Source organism: Chachezhania antarctica (genome assembly GCF_003646465.1).
Lineage (GTDB): Bacteria > Pseudomonadota > Alphaproteobacteria > Rhodobacterales > Rhodobacteraceae > Chachezhania > Chachezhania antarctica.
Genome location: NZ_QZEX01000003.1, coordinates 379,018 through 397,008 on the forward strand (window position 1 = coordinate 379,018; position 17,991 = coordinate 397,008).

Below are 17,991 nucleotides of genomic sequence, written 5' to 3' on the forward strand. Positions count from 1 at the left end.
GCGCGCGCTCCCTTACGAAACAACAGGTCGGAAGCGAACCCCGCCCTTTCTTCTTTCCGAAAATACTCCGCGGGGGTGCGGGGGCGCGAAGCCCCCGCTGCAACGGCAGAACCAGCCCGACAGATCATGACCGTTCCCCCAGCGTGACAATCAGGTTCCCGTCGGCGTCCTGCCGGGCCGTATCCCCCGGCTCCATCACCAGCGTGCAATCCATCTGCTCGACAATCGCCGGCCCTTCCAACACGGCGTCACCGGGCAAGTGATCCCGCCAATAGACCGGCGTTTCAACCCAGCCATCGAAATAGACCGGCCGCGTACCGCTCTGCGCCTCGGCCAGCGACGCCTTGCGTTCCGACGCATCGAGCAGCTGCGACAGATCCACCTCGGGCCGTCGCCCGATGACCGAGGTGTTCACGTTCACCAGCGCCGGGCGGATCTCCGGCAGCTTCACTTGGAAACGCCTGAAATAGGCGTCTTCGAACAGCGACCGCAGATCCTCGCGCGTGGGCAAACCGTCCGGCAGTGGCACCCGCAGCAGATGGGTCTGCCCGATGAACTGCATGTCGACCGATGTCGCCGTGCGCAGCTCGGCAATCTCCACGTGCTCCCGGTCGATAGCGGCGCGGCCGTCCTCGGCCTGGCGGGCGAAGGCGGCGTGGACCTCGTCCATGTCGCACAGATCCAGCGGTCGGTTGATCGTCTGCACGAAATCGTGGCGCAGATCGGCCACGATACAGCCAAGCGCATTCGTGATCCCCGGCCGCGCAGGCACCAGCACCCGTGGCACGCCCAACTCCCGCGCGATGGCGCAGGCATGCAAGGGCCCGGCCCCGCCGAAGGCAAACAGCGCGAAATCGCGGGGGTCCTCTCCCAGAGAGATCGAGACCATCCGCACCGCATCCGCCATTTTCGCCGTGGCGATCCGCAGCACCGCCGCCGCGGCCTCGGTCGCGTCAAGGCCAAGGGGCGCCGCGATCTTCTCGGCAAACGCCTTTCGGATCGTGTCGAGCAGCACGCCCCCGGCCCCGGTGTTCAGCCGGTCCGGGTTCATCCGGCCCAGCAGCATGTTGGCGTCGGAAATCGTGGGCTCTGTCCCGCCCTTGCCATAGCAGATCGGCCCGGGGGTGGAGCCCGCACTTTCCGGCCCCACCTGCAACAGCCCCGCCGCGTTGACCCGCGCGATGGAGCCGCCGCCCGCCCCAACCGTGCGCACGTCCACCATGGGGACGTGGATCGGCATGGCATACTCGATCTCGATCTCGTGGCTGACGGCGGGGTCCGCGCCGCGGATCATCGCAACATCGGTCGAGGTCCCGCCCATGTCATAGGTCAGCAGGTCCGGTATCCCCGCCCGCCGCCCGGTATAGGCCGCGGCCATCACGCCGGAGGCGGGGCCGGACATCACGGTCTTCGCCGCTTCTTCAGCCACGATCCGGGCCGAGACCATGCCGCCATTGCCGTTCATCACCAGCAGGTCACGCGCATAGCCACGCTCCGACAGACGATCGGCCAGCCGTTCGACATAGCGGCGCAGCAAGGGCTGGACCGAAGCATTGACGGCCGCGGTCACCCCGCGTTCGTATTCCCGGCTTTCCGACAGCAGGGCATGGCCAAGGGTGATGTTGCCGTTGGGCCATTCCTCCCGCGCGATCTCGCCCGCGCGCCGTTCGTGGGCCGGGTTGGCGTAGGCGTGCAGGAAGTGGATCACCAGCGCTTCGCAGTCTTCGGCCACAAGCCGACGCAGGGCGATCCGCAGTGCGTCCTCGTCCAGAGGCAGGTGTTCCGCACCGCTGGCCAGCATCCGTTCCGGCACTTCCAGCCGCAGATCGCGCGGGATCAGCGGGCGGAACTGACCCTTCATGCCGTAGGCCTGCGGGCGGGTGCGGCGGCCAAGCTCCAGCACATCGCGGAACCCTTGGGTCGTGATCAGCCCGGTCTTGCACAGCCGGCGTTCCAGCACGGCGTTCGTCGTCGTCGTCGTTCCGTGCACGATCAGGTCGAGCGCGGCCGCATCGACCTCCGCCGCGTCCAGTGCCGCCAGCACCCCGTGCGCCTGGTTGTCGAGCGTCGTGGCCACCTTGGCCAAGCGCACGCGCCCGGCGCGGCTGTCATAATGGATCAGGTCGGTGAACGTCCCGCCCACGTCGATCCCCGCGAAGCTGCCCGTCAGGTCCCGGTCCGTCATGCCGGTCGGCGCCAGTGAAAGGTGAGGATGGATCGTGAAGTCATCTTGGTTCCTCGGGCAAGCGGATGGGCGGCTACTTCATTTGTATGCAAATGATGTGACCTGACCATAGGAATCCGCCGCAGCCGTTGTCAATCGTCATGCAAACCCTGCCCTCGCGGCGCCTGTCCGCCGTGCTTCACCCTGCGGCCCCATGACGGTTAACTTGCCTTACGCATGCATCTCGATTGGGCTAGAATTGAATCGATTGCCACTGAATTGAGCGCGCGATCCGGAGCGGCATATACAGAAGTCCACGATCCATCCTTTGGATCCGGACAAGCGAACTTCGCGAAGAAATATCTTGCCAAGGCGCGAAACTCGCTTGCATGCTAACAAACATTGGCAAGGAAATTGCTGGACCGGCATCCTATCGTTGCCCACGATTGCGGCCCGTCGGTCATAAATAAGAAACCGAAACAGGGAAGCGTCAGAATGAAGAAATCAGCCTTACTACTGCCATCGCGCCGGTCCGTTCTGGCGGGTATGGGCGGCGCTGCCGCATTGCTTGCAGCCCCCGGACTTGTCGGTCGCGCGCGCGCGCAATCGGGCGATGTCATCCGCCTGGGCGCGCCGTTCCACCGCACCGGCATCGGCGCATCCTATGGCCGCTGGTACGAACAGACGGCCAAGGCCGCCACGGCCCTGATCAACGAACAGGGCGGCATCAACGGCATGCAGGTCGAGCTTGTCATCGAAGATGACGGCACCGACCCCAAGCGCAGCGTCGAGGTGATGGAGAAGTTCTCGGCCGAACATAACGTCGATGCGGTGTTCGGAACGCTGTTCTCCCACGTCGTCGCGGCCACGGCCCCCCGCGCGGGCGAGCTGAAGATGCCCTATTTCATCTGCTCGGAATCCCATGCGCTGGCGTCGGGCGCGTTCAACCGCTATGTCTTCCAGCCCTCGATCACCGATGTGAAAAGCCAGGTGATCTCGATGGCGCCGTGGATTTCCGACAATCTGGGCAAGAAGGTCACGCTGATCTATCCCGATTACGCGTTCGGCTACGATCACCGCGACAACTTCACCGCCGCGATCGAGGCACAGGGCGGCGAAGTGGTGGCCGATATCGCCATCCCGCCGACCGAGACATCCTTCACCCGCTATTTCCCCAAGATCCCGTTCAGCACCGAGGTGATCTATCACGTCATGGTGGGCCCCGGCGTGCTGACCTTCGTGAAGGAACTCGGCGAACATCTGGGCTCGCAGGGGCCGGAACTCTTCGGCTTCATCGACAGCCTCGAAGCGGTGCAGCTGGACATCCCGCAACTGTCCTTCCTCGAAGGCTCGCATTTCTGGGAGGGCAACCCGCGTTACGCGCAGGCCGACCAGACCGATTTCGACGCGTTCTACCGTGAAAAGGTCGGCGTGGATGAAAACGGCGCGGCGATGGGCGATCCCAAGAACGTGTCGACCTATGCGCACATGTTCTCGGTCTGGGAAACGCTCTACGCCATGAAGGCGGCGATGGAGATGGCCGACTACAAGGGCCCCGACCAGAAGGTCGCGATGCTGGAGGCGATGGAATCGATCCAGGGCTTCGACGCGAGCAATGCGTTCCCGCAGGGGCAGAAGGTGTTCAACGGCAAGACGCACCAGTCGTTCGGGCACCAGTACATCTCGAAGGTCGTGGACGGAAAGCTGGAGGTGCAGCACACCACCTCGATCGAGGACACATTCTATCCGGACGAGACCGACTACACGAAAATGTCGTTCTGATCGCGGATGCGACAGGCGTTCCGGCAGCAGATCCCTGCGCCGGAACGCCCCTGACCTATTGAAATGACCGGGTCGCCTGCCGGCCCGCGTCCGACCTGACGCCGGAATTCCCTGACATGGATATCGCTCCCTACCTGTTGCTTGCGACGCTCGAAGGGCTCGTGCAGGCCTCGGTGCTGACGCTGACGGCGCTTGGCCTGTCGGTCGTCTTCGGCACCATGCGCGTGGTCAACGTCGCGCATGGAGAGTTCTTCATGCTGGGGGCCGTGGGTGCCTGGGTCTGCGCCATGCTGATGCCGGGGCCGCCCTGGCTGGGCTTCGTGACGGCGCTGATCGTGGCGCCGGCCATCGTGGGCCTGCTGGCCGCCGCCGCCGACTGGGCGATCCTGAAGCGGATCGATTACGACCCGGAGGCCACGATCATCTCCACAATCGGGCTGATGTACATCATCCAGCAGGTGGTGCTGATGACCTTCGGCCCCAACGCACAGGCCGTGGATGCGCCGTTCTACTATACCATCCGGTTCCCGTGGTTCGGCTATTCCAGCTACAAGCTGTTCATCGTCGTGGCCGCCATCGTGCTGGTCTTCGCGCTGTGGCGGTTGATGAAGGGATCGCGCGTGGGGCTTTTGATGCGCGCGACGCAATACGACAAGGATACCGCGCAGAACTTCGGCATCCCGGTCGACCGGGTCTATTCCGGCGTCTTCGCCGTGGGTGCCATGATGGCAGCCATCGCAGGCGTTCTGGTCGTGCCGAACCAGCAGGCGCATTACCTGATGGGGCACGATCCGCTGCTTTTGTCCTTCGTCGTGGTGATCGTGGGCGGGCTGGGATCCATCCCCGGCACCATCGCCGCCGCCGTGCTGATCGGCCTGTCCGACGGGCTCCTGTCCGTCTTCTTCACCCCGACGCTGGCCAAGATCGCGTCGACCCTGCTTGTCGCGCTGGTGCTTGTCTTCAAGCCGGAAGGCCTGTTCGGAAAGGCCACCCGCTGATGACGAACGACCGCAAACTGCTGCTGCTGTGCCTTGGCGTGCTGGCGATCCTGTTCGCGCTGCAATTCGTGCTGTCGAGTTACCTTGTTCTGGCCCTCACGCGAATCCTGATCCTGTCGGTCTTCGCGATGGGTTACAACATCCTGATGGGCTACACCGGCCTTCTGAGCCTTGGGCACGCGATGTTCTTCGCCGCCGGGCTCTATGCCTCCGGGCTGGCGAGCTATTACTGGGGCGTGCCGCTGGGCTGGGCCTTCCTGATCGGCATCGCGGGATCGGCCGTCGTTTCGGTGATCATCGGGCTGCTGGCGCTGCGGACCGAAGCGGTGGCCTTCATGATCGTCACGCTGATGTTCAGCCAGGCGGCTTTCCTGGCCACGCTGCATTTCTCCAAGATCACCGGCGGCGATCAGGGCCTGACGCTGCCGACCGAGGCACGCAGTTTCGATCTGTTCGGCCTCGTCCTCGACATGACGCATGACGGCACGCGCTTCAACATCGCCTTCACCGTCTTCGCGGTGGTCCTGCTGCTGACCTATGTCGCCACCCGCGGACCCTTCGGCCGCCAGCTGGTCGCAGTGCGCGGCAACCCGGGCCGGACCGAGATGCTGGGTTTCAACATCTATATCGTCAAGCTGATGGCCTTCACCCTGTCGGGCACCATCGCGGGCACGGCGGGCGCGCTTTACGGGCTGATGTTCGGCTATATCGGGTCCAGCTTCGCGGACTTCCAGAACTCGATCCAGCCCCTGCTGTTCACGCTGGTGGGAGGCCCCGGCACCCTTCTGGGGCCGCTTCTGGGCACCGCGCTGATGACGATGCTGATCGACCGGCTGAGCGGGCTGACCACGGCCTACCTGATCGTGGTCGGCGTGCTTCTGATCGTCATGACACTCTGGGCCCCCAAGGGCATCCTGGGCACCATTCGCGACAAGTGGGCAAGATGGCTGAACTGAGCTTGTTGAAAACCCGCGGCCTGTCGCGCCATTTCGGCGGGCTGAAAGCCGTGGACGACGTCGATTTCGACCTCGGGCAGGGCGAGATCCGCGCGATCATCGGCCCCAACGGCGCCGGCAAGTCGACCTTCGTCAGCCTGCTGTCGGGCCGCTACAAGGCCAGCGCGGGCACGGTAGAATTCCTGGGGCAGGACGTCAGCTCTCTGCCCGCGTTCCGGCGCGTGCGGCTGGGCATCGCCTACACGTTCCAGATCACCAACATCTACACGGCGATGACCGTGCTGGAAAACGTTTCGGTCGCCGCGCAAAGCCGGCTGAAGCCCAACATCTTCGGCCATCGCCACGTCACCGAAGCGACGATCGAGGAGGAGGCCGCGAAAGCCGCCGCCACGCTGGGCCTTGGCGACATGCTGGATGTCGTGGCGGGTACGCTGGCTTACGGGCATCAGCGCCTGCTGGAAGTGGCGATGGGACTGGCGCTGGAGCCGAAGCTGCTGATCCTGGACGAGCCCACGCAGGGCCTGTCGGACAGCGAGATCGAGAACTTCAAGGACGTCGTCCGCAAGATCAACGAAACCGCGACCGTCCTGCTGATCGAACACAACATGGACGTGGTGATGAGCCTCGCTGAACGCATCACCGTGCTCGACCGTGGCCAGATCCTGGCCGAAGGCACCCCGGCTGAGATTTCGGACAACCGCGCGGTTCAAGCCGCCTACCTGGGGGAGGCGGCAGAATGAGCGTGACCCAGTTCAAGGTCGAAGGCTTCAACACCTTCTACGGCCGCAGCCAGGCCCTGCGCGATTTCGGGTTCGAGCTGAAGGGCGGCGAGGTCCTGTGCCTTCTGGGACGCAACGGCGCGGGCAAGACGACCGCGCTGCAATCCGTCATGGGCACGGTCAAACCGGCCTCGGGCCAGCTGATGCTGAACGGCGAGAACCTGTTCGGCCTGCCCGCGAAAGAAATTCCGCGCCGCGGTATCGGCTATGTTCCTCAGGGCCGCAGGCTGTTCGCCGAACTGACGGTGGCCGAAAACCTGGAGATCGGGCTTCAGACCCGCAAGGCCGGGCGCGAGGTGCTGGACTATGCGCTCGACCTGTTCCCGGTCCTGAAAGAACGGATGGACCAGCGGTCGGGCACGTTGTCAGGCGGTGAACAATCCATGCTGTCGATGGCCCGCGCGATGTGCGTCGATCCGCTGGTGATGATGCTGGATGAACCGACCGAGGGGCTGATGCCGTCGGCCATCGCCAGTATCCGCGAGGCGCTGGTGAAGCTGCGGGCCTCGGGCGTGGCGATCCTCTTGGTCGAACAACGCGTGGATGCCGTGCTGCCCATCGCGGACCGGGTGGCCTTCATGGACCACGGCCGGATCAAGGCCGAATTCGGCATCGACGAAGTCCGCAACGATCTGAGCCTGCTGCACCAGTATGTCGGCGTGTCGGACAAGGCGAAGGCCTGACACAGACCGAAAGCCGGACACCCAGCCAGACGCGACGTAGGGTGCGTGGCCCCCACGCACCATCCCCCGGCAAGGTGCGTGCCAAGCACACACCCTACGACGCCGCACCGGCGATCATGCCCCGCGGGCCGCCGCCAGCAGCCACAGCCCAAACAGCGTATAGGCCACCATGAACAACGAAAGCGGCAGCTCGGCCCTGCGCGCCTTTCCCGCCGTCGGGAACATGTCGCGCGCCATGGCATTGGCGATCAGCACCGCGATCACGTGCGCCAGCACGATCACCGTCGCCTGCCCCAGCCAGATCAGCCGCACCGTGTCGCTGTCCCGCAGGAAGCCGACATAGACGCGGACCTCTCCGAACCCCAGGTAATCGGCCCCGCTCGCGAACGGGTCGGTCAGGGCCGCCACGAAGTACTGACCATCTATCAATCCCGTCGTCAGGTAATGCGCCACGTGGAACCCCAGCGCGATGGGCAGCGTGGACAGCGCCAGCCTGCGGAACGCCAGCCTTACCGATGGCCCCCCGTCGCCGGCCAACCGACACCCCGTTAAAACACAGGCATAGAACACCGCGATCAGCAGCAGGATCGTTCCGACGAACCCGCCCACCGTCTCCCACAGGATCGACGAGCGTCCCTGGAAATCCAGCGGGTTTACCCCGATCCGGTTCAACCACCAGAACGTCTCGTTCAGACCGTCGAAACTGCCAGATCCAAGGATCACGAGGCAGAAGAGCGCGCCGCCGGTCGAAACACCGGGGCTGCGCACCGCCGCCCAGCCGGGAAAGCCCAGCCCCGCCTGCGCCCCCAGCCTCAACGGCGAAACAAGCGACAGCAAGTAGAAGAGGACCGAAAAGAACTCCCCCGACCGGCGCCAGCGGTCCTCGCCGAAAAGCGCCATCCCCGCGAAGGTCAGGCCCCAGTAGCCAAGCGCCATCATCGACAGCCGCTCCGGGTCCATCGGGACGGGATCGGCAATGGAGAAGGACACGAACAGCCCGAAGAACAGGATCGCGGGCCAGACGCCGATCCACTCCGGCAACCGGACGGGCGGCGCGCCGTCCCGGAAGATCAGCGCGCAGAGCCCCGCCCACGGATCGATCCACGGCCACAGGTTGCCCACAAGCGCATGGAGCCCGAGGAACCCAATCCAGAACACGACCCAGACAGTCAGCGGCAGCAGGTTCGACAACGGGTCATAGGGGCCCGCCAGACCAATGGCGACCAGAGCAAAGAACAGAACCGTCGCGATCAGGCTGGTCACCAGCCGCAGCCGGCCCCCCCCGATCCGCGGCAACCAGGTCACGCGGAACAGCCGAAGGCTTGCCCGTGCGGGCATCAGTGCGACGAGGATCACGGTAAGGACAAAGGCCGACACGCCGGCGGTGATGTAGACATCGGTCGGCAGCAGCAGGACGAACCCCTGCTCGGCCGCATGGGCCAGCGCGGCGCAGGGCATCAGCCCAAAGGCAAGGCAAAGCGCAAGCAGTCGTCCAGGCATCGGGCAAATCCGTTGACGCCCGGCGGGGCGCTCTCCACACTACGTTAGTACACCATCGAAATCGCGGCCAGAGAGTACCCCATGATCCGTCGTCTCATCGCCGTCTTCATTCTTGGTCTAGTGGTCATCGGGCTGGTTTTCTATGCACTTGGCCCGAAAGCCGGGCGGATGGTGGTGTCAGTGCCCGTCGCGGTGGCGCATACGGGCCATGGCGGCATGGCGGATTTGTACTTCACGCTCGAAAATCCGGGCGGGCCCGATGCGCTTGTCTCGGCGTCGCTCCCGTCGGGCGGAACGGCCACGATCCAGCGGCCCGCGGGCATCGGCGTCACGCCCATTCCGGAAGGCGCGAGCCCCGCCTTTTCCGCCGATGGCGTGTTCCTGCGGCTGACCGGGCTTGCCGCATCGCTGGACCCCGGCACGCTGATCCCGGTCGAGCTGCATTTCGAGAACAGCGGACCGGTGACCTTCAAGGCGCGGGTCGGGGACGATGGCAGCGATCACATGGCGCACATGGCCGATGCGGAGAGCGCGGACTCCCCCGGCCCCGCGCCGACACTTTCGATGTCCGCCAAGGCGCGCGGAGAATCCGGCCCGTGGGACATCACGCTGACCACCGGCAACTTCGCCTTCGTGAGGGTCGAGGACGGCACGCCCGACAGGTCGGGCGAGGGGCACGCGCATCTGTATCTGAACGGGCTGAAACTGGGGCGGGTCTATTCCGACACGGCCAGCATCGGGGCATTGCTGCCCGGCACCTACCGGGTGACGGTCGCGCTGAACACGAACACGCACAGGCCCTACATGGCCGACGGAAAGCCGGTCACGGCACAGGCGACGATCACGTCGGAATAGGGTTCGGCCCGGTAGACCGTTGCCATGTGACACCGTCCTCAGACGACGTTCCGTAACCAGACAGGCGCCTCATGCCGTCACCGCGTTCTGCCGGAAGGCGTGGGCGATGCCGAAGAAGGCCTCCGCCACGGCGCCGGAATCCTCCTTCAGGCCGAAGACGGTTTCATGTGTCGCCAGCCCGCGCATTTCGACGATGGGCAGTCGCGCCACCCTGTCCGTCCGGCTGTTGCTGTCGCGCCAGAGAAAGCCCACGCCCAGCCCGTTGACCACCGCCTCATAGAGCCCGTCACGCGCGTCGAGCGTCAGGAACGGCTGCGGCGCCAGGCCCGAGCGTGCGAACATCCGGTCGACGCTGCGCTGGGTGGACGAGCCCGAGGCGCGGAAAATCAATGGCTCGCGCGAGAGTTGCTGCGCCGTGATCTCCTGCGCGTCGGCCAGCGGATGGTCGGCCGGGGCGATGGCGATGACCTCGGATTGGGCCAGGTGTTCGCGCCGGAACCGCGGGTCGGTGGGCACGTCGGGCAGGATGCCCACGTCGCATTCGTGGGACAGGACCGCGCGCGCGATCTTCTGGTGCGAGCCGGTCTCCACATCCAGCGTCACGCCCGGATAGGCCCGGTGGAAGGCCGCGATCACCGCCATGCCCGGCATCGCGTTGCCCATGCCGATGGTGATCCGGCCTTCGCGCAGGGACGACCGGCTTTGCAGCAGGCGTTCCGCTTCGTTCCGCGCCTCGGCCGCGCGTTCGGCCAGGTCGCACAGCTTCTGGCACAGCACCGTCGGCACCAGCCGGCCTGAGTCCCGCCGGAACAGGCGCACCCCGAATTGCGATTCGAGCGCGCGCACCTGCCCGGACACGTTGGGCGAGGTTACCCCAAGGATTCGCGCCGCACCGGCATAGGATCCGCCTTCCGACACCGCGCGAACGGCATCCAGGCGGGAGTTCGAGATAGACATTTTCCCGGCCACCCAAAGTCACGCTTTGCTAAAGCCAAAGTGTAGCTACGCTTTGTTACAGGCGGGTCACAAGGCTGCTCCAGAAGGCACGAAAGCGGCGGCATTCCGCCCCGCTTCGGCAAGGGAGAGACCTTTTGGACATCGCCGCGACCCTTGCTCCACAGACCAGATCCCATCCGGCACTTGATCCCCGTGCTGTCGAGGAGGCATCGCTTGTCCTGTGCGATCTGGACGGTTGCCTGATTTCCGAAGGTCGTGTGTTCGAGGAGACCGAGGCGTTCGTGGAGGCCTGCGGGACGCGCCTGTGGATCGTGTCGAACTGTTCCGACACGACGGCGGACGCCATGTCGCAACGGCTTGCCGGGCTGGGCATCGCGATGCCGCCCGAACGGATCCTGCTAGCGGGCGAGATCGCGCTGGATCACCTGGCGAAGGTCGAACAGGTCGGGCGGTTGCGGCTTCTGGCCCCCGCCCCGCTGATCGAACGCGCACGGGCGTTGGGGATCGACCCCGACCCGGCGGATCCGCAGGCGATCCTGCTCTGCCGCGATCCGGGCGTTACCGTCGATACGCTGGGGCCGATCCTGGCCCGGATGTCGGCGGGCGTGCCTTTGTGGGTCGCGAACGAGGACCTGTTTCACCCGGATCACGACAACCAGCCGGTTGCCGAAACCGGCGCGCTGCTGGCCGCGCTGCGGGCGATCCGGCCGGACCTGCGCTGGCAAGGCCTTGGCAAACCCGATCCCACGATGCTGCGCATGGCGCTGGCGCGGACCGGCCTTGCCCCGGAACAGGCCGTTTTTGTCGGCGACAATGCCCTGACCGACGGCCGCGCCGCCGCTGCCCTTGGCATGCCCTTCATCCATATCGAACGGAGCGCCCCCCGATGATCGCCTACCTCGCCCGTATCTCGGTCAAGTCCGTGGTGACGCTCTTCGCGATCGTGACCGTGACCTTCATCGCCACCCGCCTGTCCGGCAACCCGATCGACACCTTCCTGGGCGACGGGCTGACGGCCGAGGGCCGGGCCGAGCTGATCCGGTACTTCCAGCTGGACGGTACGCTCTGGCAGCAATACGTGGCCTTCCTGCGCGGTGTGGTGTCCGGAGAGTTCGGGCTCAGCTTCGTCGACCGCCGCCCGGTGACGCAGGTCGTGGGGGAGCGGCTGTGGGCCTCGGGGCAGTTGCTGCTGGCCTCGGTCACGCTGACGATCCTTGTCGCGATCCCGCTGGGGATACTCGCCGCGATCTACCGAAAAAGCTGGATCGGATCGGCGGTGATGACGGTGGCCTTCGCGGGCTATGCCGTGCCGTCCTTCATCCTCGCCATCCTGATGGTGCTGGTGTTCTCCTACTGGCTGAACTGGCTGCCGGTGGTGGGGAACGGTTCGTTCCTGCATTTCATCATGCCCACCATCGCCATGTCCGGCGTGCTGGTCGCGGCGCTGACGCGGTTCACCCGCAACGCCATGCTGGACGTGCTGGGGCAGGATTTCATCCGCACCGCCCGCGCCAAGGGCCTGTCGGAGGCGCGCGTCGTCCTGCGGCACGGGCTGGGCAATGCCGGCGTGACGGTGATTTCCGTCATCGGCCTTCAGGTGGCGGGGCTCGCCGCCGCCGGGAGCGTGGTGGTGGAAAGCATCTTCTCGTGGCCCGGGATCGGCCAGCTTCTGGTGAACGCGGCGCTGATCCGGGATTACCCCGTGCTCCAGTTCGGCGTGATCACCGTCGCCGTGGCCGTCGTCGCCATCAACGCCCTGACCGATGTCGCCTATGCGCTGGCCGATCCGCGCATCCGCCTGGCCCGAAGCTGAGGAGACAGAGAATGACCGCCATCGCAGATCCCGCCCGCCCCCGCCGCAAGATCGGCAAGACGGACCCGATCCAGAAGCTGGCCATACTCATCGGCGTCAGCCTGTTCGCCGCCGCGATCCTTGCCCCCGTGATCGTGCCCTTCGATCCGCTGGGCCAGAGCCTGCTGAGCCGCCTGCGCCCGCCGCTGGGATTCGAGCGCTACTCGGCCGGGCATTTCGCGGGGACGGACGAGCTGGGCCGCGATGTCCTGTCACGTTCGCTCTACGGTCTGCGGCTGACGCTGGGGCTGGCCTTCGCGGGCGCGCTGATAGGCCTTCTGATAGGCGGTACGCTGGGCCTTGTCGCGGGCCTGCGCCGCGGCTGGGTGGAAGACACGATCATGGCGCTGGTCGACATGCAGATCGCCATTCCCTTCACGCTGGTGGCGCTTCTGATCCTGTCGCTGATGGGATCGGACCTGACGGTGCTTGTCCTCGTGCTGGGCATCGCGGGATGGGAGCAATACGCCCGCATCGTCCGCGCCGAGGTGCGCCGCCTGACCACGCTGCCGTTCATCGAAGCCGCGTGGACCGCCGGCGCGGGCCCGATCTACACCGCGTGGCGCCATGTGCTGCCGAACCTCGTGTCGCCGCTGGTCGTCCAGTTCACGCTGGCCCTGTCCAATATCGTGATCCTTGAAAGCACGCTCAGCTTCCTTGGGCTGGGGGTACAACCGCCGCAGCCCTCGCTGGGATCGATGGTGGGGCTGGGCCGCGATTACATGCCCACCGCGCCGTGGATCGTGCTGGTGCCCGCCGCGCTGATCGTGGCGCTGACCTTTTCCGTGCAGATCTTCGGCGACTGGCTGCGTGACCGCGCCGATGTCCGCCTGCGCGACCGCTGACAACCGTGAAGAGCCGCTTCAAGCGGCCAAAGACACATACCCAGACCTGACCCAAAACCGGAGATATCCATGTTCCGCCTGATGCTGACCACCGCCCTTGCCGCGCTGCCGCTTTATGCCAGCGCCCAGGAAATCACCGTGGGGGCCGCCAACGTGTCCTCCTACCTCGACCCCGGCCGCGACCATTCGAATGTCGGATCGCAGTTCTACTACAACAGCTTCGACACGCTGATCGACCGCGACCATTCCAAGCTGGATCCAGAATGGACCCCGGCGCTGGCCACCTCGTGGGAGCTGATCGAGCCCACAGTGATGGAGCTGAAGCTGCGCGAAGGCGTGACCTTCCACAATGGCGAAGAGATGACGGCCGATGACGTCGTGTTCTCGCTGAACCGCATGATGCAGGCAACGTTCCCGCCCTATGTCGTGCGTGCCAAGGACCGGCTGGCCAACTTCCCCAAGGCGGAAAAGGTCGATGATTACACCGTCCGCATCCACGCCGCCCGGGAAGAGCCGCTGTGGGAAACGCTGATCTCGCTCCAGCAGGTCATGATCATTCCCGAAGACTACACCAAGGCGCTGACCGGCGATCCGGACGTGGCCGAGGACAGCGATTACGAAGCCTTCGCGCTGGCCCCCGTCGGCACCGGCCCCTACCGCGTTGCCGAATTCCAGCCGGGTGAGAAGCTGGTGTGGGAACGGTTCGACGATTTCTGGGGCGAACAGGCGCCGCTCCGCCGTGTGAATGTCGTCCAGATCTCGGAAACCGCCAGCCGCATGACCGCGCTGCGGACGGGTGAGGCCGACATCATCACCAACATCGCGCCCGACCAGCTTTCGCTGATCGAACGGGATCCGGAACTGAAGACCGCCGGATCGGCCACCGCGCTGTTCCACGTCATGATCATGAACCAGAACCACCCCAAGCTGGAAGATCCGCGCATCCGTCAGGCGATGAGCCTGGCCATCGACCGCGACGCGCTGAACGAAGCCCTGTGGCTGGGCAAGGCCGTCGTGCCCTCGACCCACACCATGGCCGAGATGGGCGCGCTGCATCAGCCCGACCTCGTCACCTTCGAATACGATCCCGAACGCGCCCGCGCCCTGCTGGACGAAGCGGGTTATGACGGGTTCGAGATCACGTTCGACACCGCGTCCTCGTACTATACCAACGGCCTGCTGGCCGCGCAGGCCATCACCCAGATGTGGGCGGACGGGGGTCTGAACGGCAAGGTCGTCGTCTCCGACACGTGGACCGGCGGCTCCCCCGACCTGATGGCGCGCAACTGGTCCAACCCGATGTACTTCGCCGATCCGTTCGGGTCGTTCGGGGTGATGTGGGCGCCGGAAGGCCCGTCGCAAAGCGAAGGCCGGTTCAACACCGATGAGGCCTATGCCGACAGCTGGGAGCGCTTCCGCTATTCGACCGACGTGGAAACCCGCAAGGCGGCCTACCGCGAACTGATGGAGCGGGTGAAGGAAGACCCGGCCGTCCTGCCGCTGTACCGCCCGTTCGAAAGCTGGGGCATGAAGAAATCGATCGATTGGGCGCCGATGCCCGGCCACATCCCCTATGTGCTCGATTTCCGCGCCGGCAACATCACCGTCGCCGGAAGCTGATCCGTAACGGGCCGGGTGTGCGCACCCGGCCCCCATCCCTGATCCCGGAGTTCCCCGCATGACGCGCATCGCCATCGTCACCGACATTCACCACGGGACCCCGTCCCACACCAAGCGCGGCGATACCGCGCTGGAGCTGCTGGGTCAGTTCACCGACTGGGCCAATGCGGAAAAGCCCGACCTCGTGCTGGACCTGGGCGACCGGATTTCCGATGTCGACAGCCAGACCGATGCTCGCCTGGAACGCGAGGTGGCCGAGGTTTTCTCCCGCCTCGACGCGCCCGTCCACCATATCTGCGGCAACCATGACCGCGATCACCTGAGCGTCGCCGACAATGCCGATATCCTTGGCGCCGAGTTGGGCCATCAGCTGATCGACCTTGGCGACTGGCAGCTGGCGCTGTGGCGTGCGGATGCGAAGATCCACCGCGACCGCCCGCGCGTCGGGTTCGACCTGCCCGAGACCGACCTGCTGTGGCTGTCGCGCATGGCGCAGACGGCGGAAAAACCCACGCTGGTGGCCAGCCATGTGCCCGTGTCCGGTCACAGCCAGATCGGGAACTACTACTTCCAGCGCAATGCCTCTGTATCCACCTACCCGCAGGCGGACCGTGCCCGCGAAGCCCTGGCGCAGGCCCGTGTGCCGGTTGCCTGCATCGCGGGCCACGTCCACTGGAACACCGTGACGACCGTCGACGGCATCCCGCACATGACCCAGCAAAGCCTGACCGAAAGCTTCACGACAGCCGGCGAACCCGCCCGCGCCTGGGGCATGCTGACCCTTGGCAACACGATCCACTGGAAAGTGCTGGGCGATGACCCGTTCGAGGCACGGCTCACCCCCTCGCACCTTCGCTGGACCCCGCCGCTGGCGCCCTTCCTGCCGGACGTGGCCGCGGAATGATGCAAATGGGCGCTCTGGAACAGCCGATCCTGTCGGTCCGCGATCTGCGGGTGACCTTCGGCGATACCGTGGCCGTGAAGGGGCTGTCCTTCGACATCCATCGCGGCGAAACGCTGGCGCTGGTGGGCGAAAGCGGCTCGGGCAAGAGCGCCACGGCCCTGTCGATCCTGCGCCTTGTCGAACGCGACGGCGGGCAGATCGCCGGCGGCTCCATCCGGCTGGGCGGAGACCGCCCGGCCGACATCACCACGCTGCCGCCTGCCGCCCTGCGCGCGCTGCGCGGCGATCGTGTGGCGATGGTGTTCCAGGAACCGATGACCTCGCTCAACCCGGTGATGACCGTCGGCGCGCAGATGGGTGAAACGCTGGCGCTGCATCGCGGGCTGCGCGGCCGCCCGGCGCGCGAGGCCGCCCGCACGGCGCTGGAGCGGGTGAAGATCCCCGAACCCCAGCGGCGGCTGGACCAGTATCCGCATGAACTGTCCGGCGGGCTCCGCCAGCGGGTGATGATCGCCATGGCGCTGATCTGCGAACCCGACGTGCTGATCGCGGACGAACCGACCACCGCGCTGGATGTAACAACTCAGGCCGAAATCCTGCGCCTGATCGCCGAGTTGCAGCAGGACATGGGCATGGCTGTCCTGTTCATCACCCACGACCTTGGCATCGTGGCCGAAATCGCCGACCGGGTGATGGTGCTGAAGGACGGCGTAAAGCTCGAGGAAGGCTTTACCGCCAATCTTTTCGCCACGCCCAAGGCCGATTACACGCGGCAATTGATGGCCGCTTCCCCCCGCCTTGGCGAAGGTGCGCCCGCACCGCTGGACAAGGCTGAGACGGTGCTGGAAGTCCGGGGCCTGACCACGCGCTATGGTGGCGGGATGCTGTCGCGCACGCCTGCCACGACGGCGGTGCAGGATGTCTCGATCCGGCTGGGACGGGGCGAAACCCTTGGTCTGGTTGGGGAATCCGGCTGCGGCAAGTCCACGCTCGCCCGCTCGATCATGCGGCTGGTGGAGCCCCACAGCGGGTCGATCAAGCTGCTGGGCACCCGCATCGACGGCCTGTCACGCGCCGCGCTGAAACCACATCGCGCGCATGTGCAGATGGTGTTCCAGGATCCCTATGCCTCGCTCAACCCGCACATGGCTATCCGTGACGCGGTGACGGAACCGGCCTTCCTGCATCGCATGGTGGGCCAGTCCGACCGCCGCGCACTGGCGCTGGATCTCTTGCAACGTGTCGGACTTCCGGCGGATGCCATCGACCGCTATCCGCACCAGTTTTCGGGCGGTCAGCGACAGCGGATCTGCATCGCCCGCGCGCTTTCAGTCCAGCCCCGCATCATCGTCGCGGACGAGGCCGTGTCGGCGCTGGATGTCTCGAACGCGCGGCGGATCACGGACCTCTTGGCCGAGATCCAGCAACGCGACGGGGTGTCTATGCTGTTCATCAGCCACGATATTGCCGTGGTCGAACGCGTCAGCCACCGCATCGCGGTGATGCTGAAGGGCGAGATCGTGGAAACAGGCCCGACCGACCGCATCCTGAACGACCCGCAACATCCCTACACCCGCAAGCTGCTGGCCGCCGTCCCCCGGCTCGACCCCGCCGCCACGCCCGATGCCGCGCGGCCCAGGGTGCCTGTCCCGACCTGAAGCGGTTCGGGTGTCCCGGGGGGCGACACCGGGCAGGACGTGCACGCTGGCGGCGAGGGGTCTGACAGAGGGTCCGGCGCGCCGGAGTTCCGGCCAGGATTGCGGGGCTAACTTCAATTTCAGAAGACACTATACTATGTGTACAATCCGAAATCCGGACCGACGGTCGCGAGATGGAAGCCATCGGCCGGGTGGCCATCGCGAACGGCGATTTCGTCGACCCCGGGATTGATCCGGTCGATCTTGATGGTGACCCTGCCGCGCCGGAAGAGGATGGCGAGCTTTGTCCGGTTCACCGGGCTGGGCGGCAAGACCACCGCTATCGTCCGCCGGGATCCGGACGACACGACGATCCGCGTCCAGGGGGACGTAGACATGGACCGGCGACCCCGAAGACGAGGTCTCGTTCCCGACCTTCGCGCAGGACCACGGGGCTCG

Annotated in this window: 16 protein-coding genes; 12 read left to right on the top strand and 4 right to left on the bottom strand. The window is 65.8% G+C overall.

Annotation, left to right across the window (positions count from 1 at the left end; translation table 11 throughout):
• Positions 1-124 precede the first annotated feature (124 nt).
• Positions 125-2,185: a hydantoinase/oxoprolinase family protein gene (locus tag D4754_RS08875; RefSeq protein ID WP_121062656.1), complete on the bottom strand. Its 2,061-nt coding sequence runs from the start codon at positions 2,183-2,185 to the stop codon at positions 125-127.
• A gap of 474 nt (positions 2,186-2,659) precedes the next feature.
• On the opposite strand from D4754_RS08875, the gene D4754_RS08880 reads away from it, so the two are divergent.
• The 5 genes from D4754_RS08880 to D4754_RS08900 all read left to right on the top strand — a co-directional run bounded on the left by D4754_RS08880 (position 2,660) and on the right by D4754_RS08900 (position 7,362).
• Positions 2,660-3,946, top strand: a complete 1,287-nt coding sequence (locus D4754_RS08880; RefSeq protein WP_121062657.1) for an ABC transporter substrate-binding protein — start codon at positions 2,660-2,662, stop codon at positions 3,944-3,946.
• 116 nt (positions 3,947-4,062) lie between these two features.
• The gene (locus D4754_RS08885; RefSeq protein ID WP_121062658.1) at positions 4,063-4,944 is read left to right on the top strand and encodes a branched-chain amino acid ABC transporter permease; all 882 of its coding nucleotides are present in this window, start codon (positions 4,063-4,065) and stop codon (positions 4,942-4,944) included.
• Complete coding sequence (locus tag D4754_RS08890; protein ID WP_121062659.1) at positions 4,944-5,900, top strand: branched-chain amino acid ABC transporter permease; 957 nt, start codon at positions 4,944-4,946, stop codon at positions 5,898-5,900. The genes D4754_RS08885 and D4754_RS08890 overlap by 1 nt, the downstream gene beginning before the upstream one ends.
• A complete protein-coding gene (locus D4754_RS08895) occupies positions 5,897-6,640 on the top strand; it encodes an ABC transporter ATP-binding protein (RefSeq protein WP_205589610.1) in 744 nt (247 codons plus the stop codon). Before D4754_RS08890 ends, D4754_RS08895 begins: the two co-directional genes overlap by 4 nt.
• Positions 6,637-7,362, top strand: a complete 726-nt coding sequence (locus D4754_RS08900; RefSeq protein ID WP_121062661.1) for an ABC transporter ATP-binding protein — start codon at positions 6,637-6,639, stop codon at positions 7,360-7,362. Before D4754_RS08895 ends, D4754_RS08900 begins: the two co-directional genes overlap by 4 nt.
• Before the next feature lie 114 nt (positions 7,363-7,476).
• Here D4754_RS08900 and D4754_RS08905 read toward each other — a convergent pair whose 3' ends face one another.
• Positions 7,477-8,862: a hypothetical protein gene (locus D4754_RS08905; protein WP_121062662.1), complete on the bottom strand. Its 1,386-nt coding sequence runs from the start codon at positions 8,860-8,862 to the stop codon at positions 7,477-7,479.
• Between the two features lie 81 nt (positions 8,863-8,943).
• On the opposite strand from D4754_RS08905, the gene D4754_RS08910 reads away from it, so the two are divergent.
• The gene (locus D4754_RS08910) at positions 8,944-9,717 is read left to right on the top strand and encodes a copper chaperone PCu(A)C domain-containing protein (RefSeq protein WP_121062663.1); all 774 of its coding nucleotides are present in this window, start codon (positions 8,944-8,946) and stop codon (positions 9,715-9,717) included.
• Positions 9,718-9,786: 69 nt separating this feature from the next.
• Here D4754_RS08910 and D4754_RS08915 read toward each other — a convergent pair whose 3' ends face one another.
• Positions 9,787-10,674, bottom strand: coding sequence for a LysR family transcriptional regulator (locus D4754_RS08915; RefSeq protein WP_121062664.1), 888 nt, complete (start codon positions 10,672-10,674; stop codon positions 9,787-9,789).
• Positions 10,675-10,808: 134 nt separating this feature from the next.
• On the opposite strand from D4754_RS08915, the gene D4754_RS08920 reads away from it, so the two are divergent.
• From D4754_RS08920 to D4754_RS08945, 6 genes are all read left to right on the top strand, one after another.
• Positions 10,809-11,564 (top strand): HAD family hydrolase, encoded by a 756-nt coding sequence (locus D4754_RS08920; protein ID WP_163025853.1) that lies wholly within the window; start codon positions 10,809-10,811, stop codon positions 11,562-11,564.
• Positions 11,561-12,487 carry an ABC transporter permease gene (locus D4754_RS08925; RefSeq protein ID WP_121062666.1) on the top strand — a complete coding sequence of 309 codons (927 nt, stop codon included), beginning with the start codon at positions 11,561-11,563 and terminating at the stop codon, positions 12,485-12,487. Before D4754_RS08920 ends, D4754_RS08925 begins: the two co-directional genes overlap by 4 nt.
• Positions 12,488-12,498: 11 nt before the next feature.
• Positions 12,499-13,371, top strand: coding sequence for an ABC transporter permease (locus tag D4754_RS08930; RefSeq protein WP_121062667.1), 873 nt, complete (start codon positions 12,499-12,501; stop codon positions 13,369-13,371).
• 69 nt (positions 13,372-13,440) lie between these two features.
• A complete protein-coding gene (locus tag D4754_RS08935) occupies positions 13,441-14,991 on the top strand; it encodes an ABC transporter substrate-binding protein (RefSeq protein ID WP_121062668.1) in 1,551 nt (516 codons plus the stop codon).
• 58 nt (positions 14,992-15,049) lie between these two features.
• Positions 15,050-15,895, top strand: coding sequence for a metallophosphoesterase family protein (locus D4754_RS08940; protein WP_121062669.1), 846 nt, complete (start codon positions 15,050-15,052; stop codon positions 15,893-15,895).
• Between the two features lie 5 nt (positions 15,896-15,900).
• Positions 15,901-17,553, top strand: coding sequence for an ABC transporter ATP-binding protein (locus D4754_RS08945; RefSeq protein WP_240453810.1), 1,653 nt, complete (start codon positions 15,901-15,903; stop codon positions 17,551-17,553).
• A 134-nt stretch (positions 17,554-17,687) separates the two neighbouring features.
• On the opposite strand, the gene D4754_RS08950 is transcribed toward D4754_RS08945, so the two are convergent.
• Complete coding sequence (locus D4754_RS08950; RefSeq protein ID WP_163025854.1) at positions 17,688-17,930, bottom strand: hypothetical protein; 243 nt, start codon at positions 17,928-17,930, stop codon at positions 17,688-17,690.
• Positions 17,931-17,991: the final 61 nt, after the last annotated feature.

Coding starts and splice junctions, on each gene's coding strand:
- D4754_RS08940 (WP_121062669.1), top strand. CDS start 15,050: ATGACGCGCATCGCCATCGTCACCGACATTCACCACGGGACCCCGTCC.
- D4754_RS08945 (WP_240453810.1), top strand. CDS start 15,901: ATGGGCGCTCTGGAACAGCCGATCCTGTCGGTCCGCGATCTGCGGGTG.
- D4754_RS08915 (WP_121062664.1), bottom strand. CDS start 10,674: ATGTCTATCTCGAACTCCCGCCTGGATGCCGTTCGCGCGGTGTCGGAA.
- D4754_RS08910 (WP_121062663.1), top strand. CDS start 8,944: ATGATCCGTCGTCTCATCGCCGTCTTCATTCTTGGTCTAGTGGTCATC.
- D4754_RS08875 (WP_121062656.1), bottom strand. CDS start 2,185: ATGACGGACCGGGACCTGACGGGCAGCTTCGCGGGGATCGACGTGGGC.
- D4754_RS08925 (WP_121062666.1), top strand. CDS start 11,561: ATGATCGCCTACCTCGCCCGTATCTCGGTCAAGTCCGTGGTGACGCTC.
- D4754_RS08880 (WP_121062657.1), top strand. CDS start 2,660: ATGAAGAAATCAGCCTTACTACTGCCATCGCGCCGGTCCGTTCTGGCG.
- D4754_RS08885 (WP_121062658.1), top strand. CDS start 4,063: ATGGATATCGCTCCCTACCTGTTGCTTGCGACGCTCGAAGGGCTCGTG.
- D4754_RS08950 (WP_163025854.1), bottom strand. CDS start 17,930: ATGTCTACGTCCCCCTGGACGCGGATCGTCGTGTCGTCCGGATCCCGG.
- D4754_RS08905 (WP_121062662.1), bottom strand. CDS start 8,862: ATGCCTGGACGACTGCTTGCGCTTTGCCTTGCCTTTGGGCTGATGCCC.
- D4754_RS08935 (WP_121062668.1), top strand. CDS start 13,441: ATGTTCCGCCTGATGCTGACCACCGCCCTTGCCGCGCTGCCGCTTTAT.
- D4754_RS08900 (WP_121062661.1), top strand. CDS start 6,637: ATGAGCGTGACCCAGTTCAAGGTCGAAGGCTTCAACACCTTCTACGGC.
- D4754_RS08890 (WP_121062659.1), top strand. CDS start 4,944: ATGACGAACGACCGCAAACTGCTGCTGCTGTGCCTTGGCGTGCTGGCG.
- D4754_RS08930 (WP_121062667.1), top strand. CDS start 12,499: ATGACCGCCATCGCAGATCCCGCCCGCCCCCGCCGCAAGATCGGCAAG.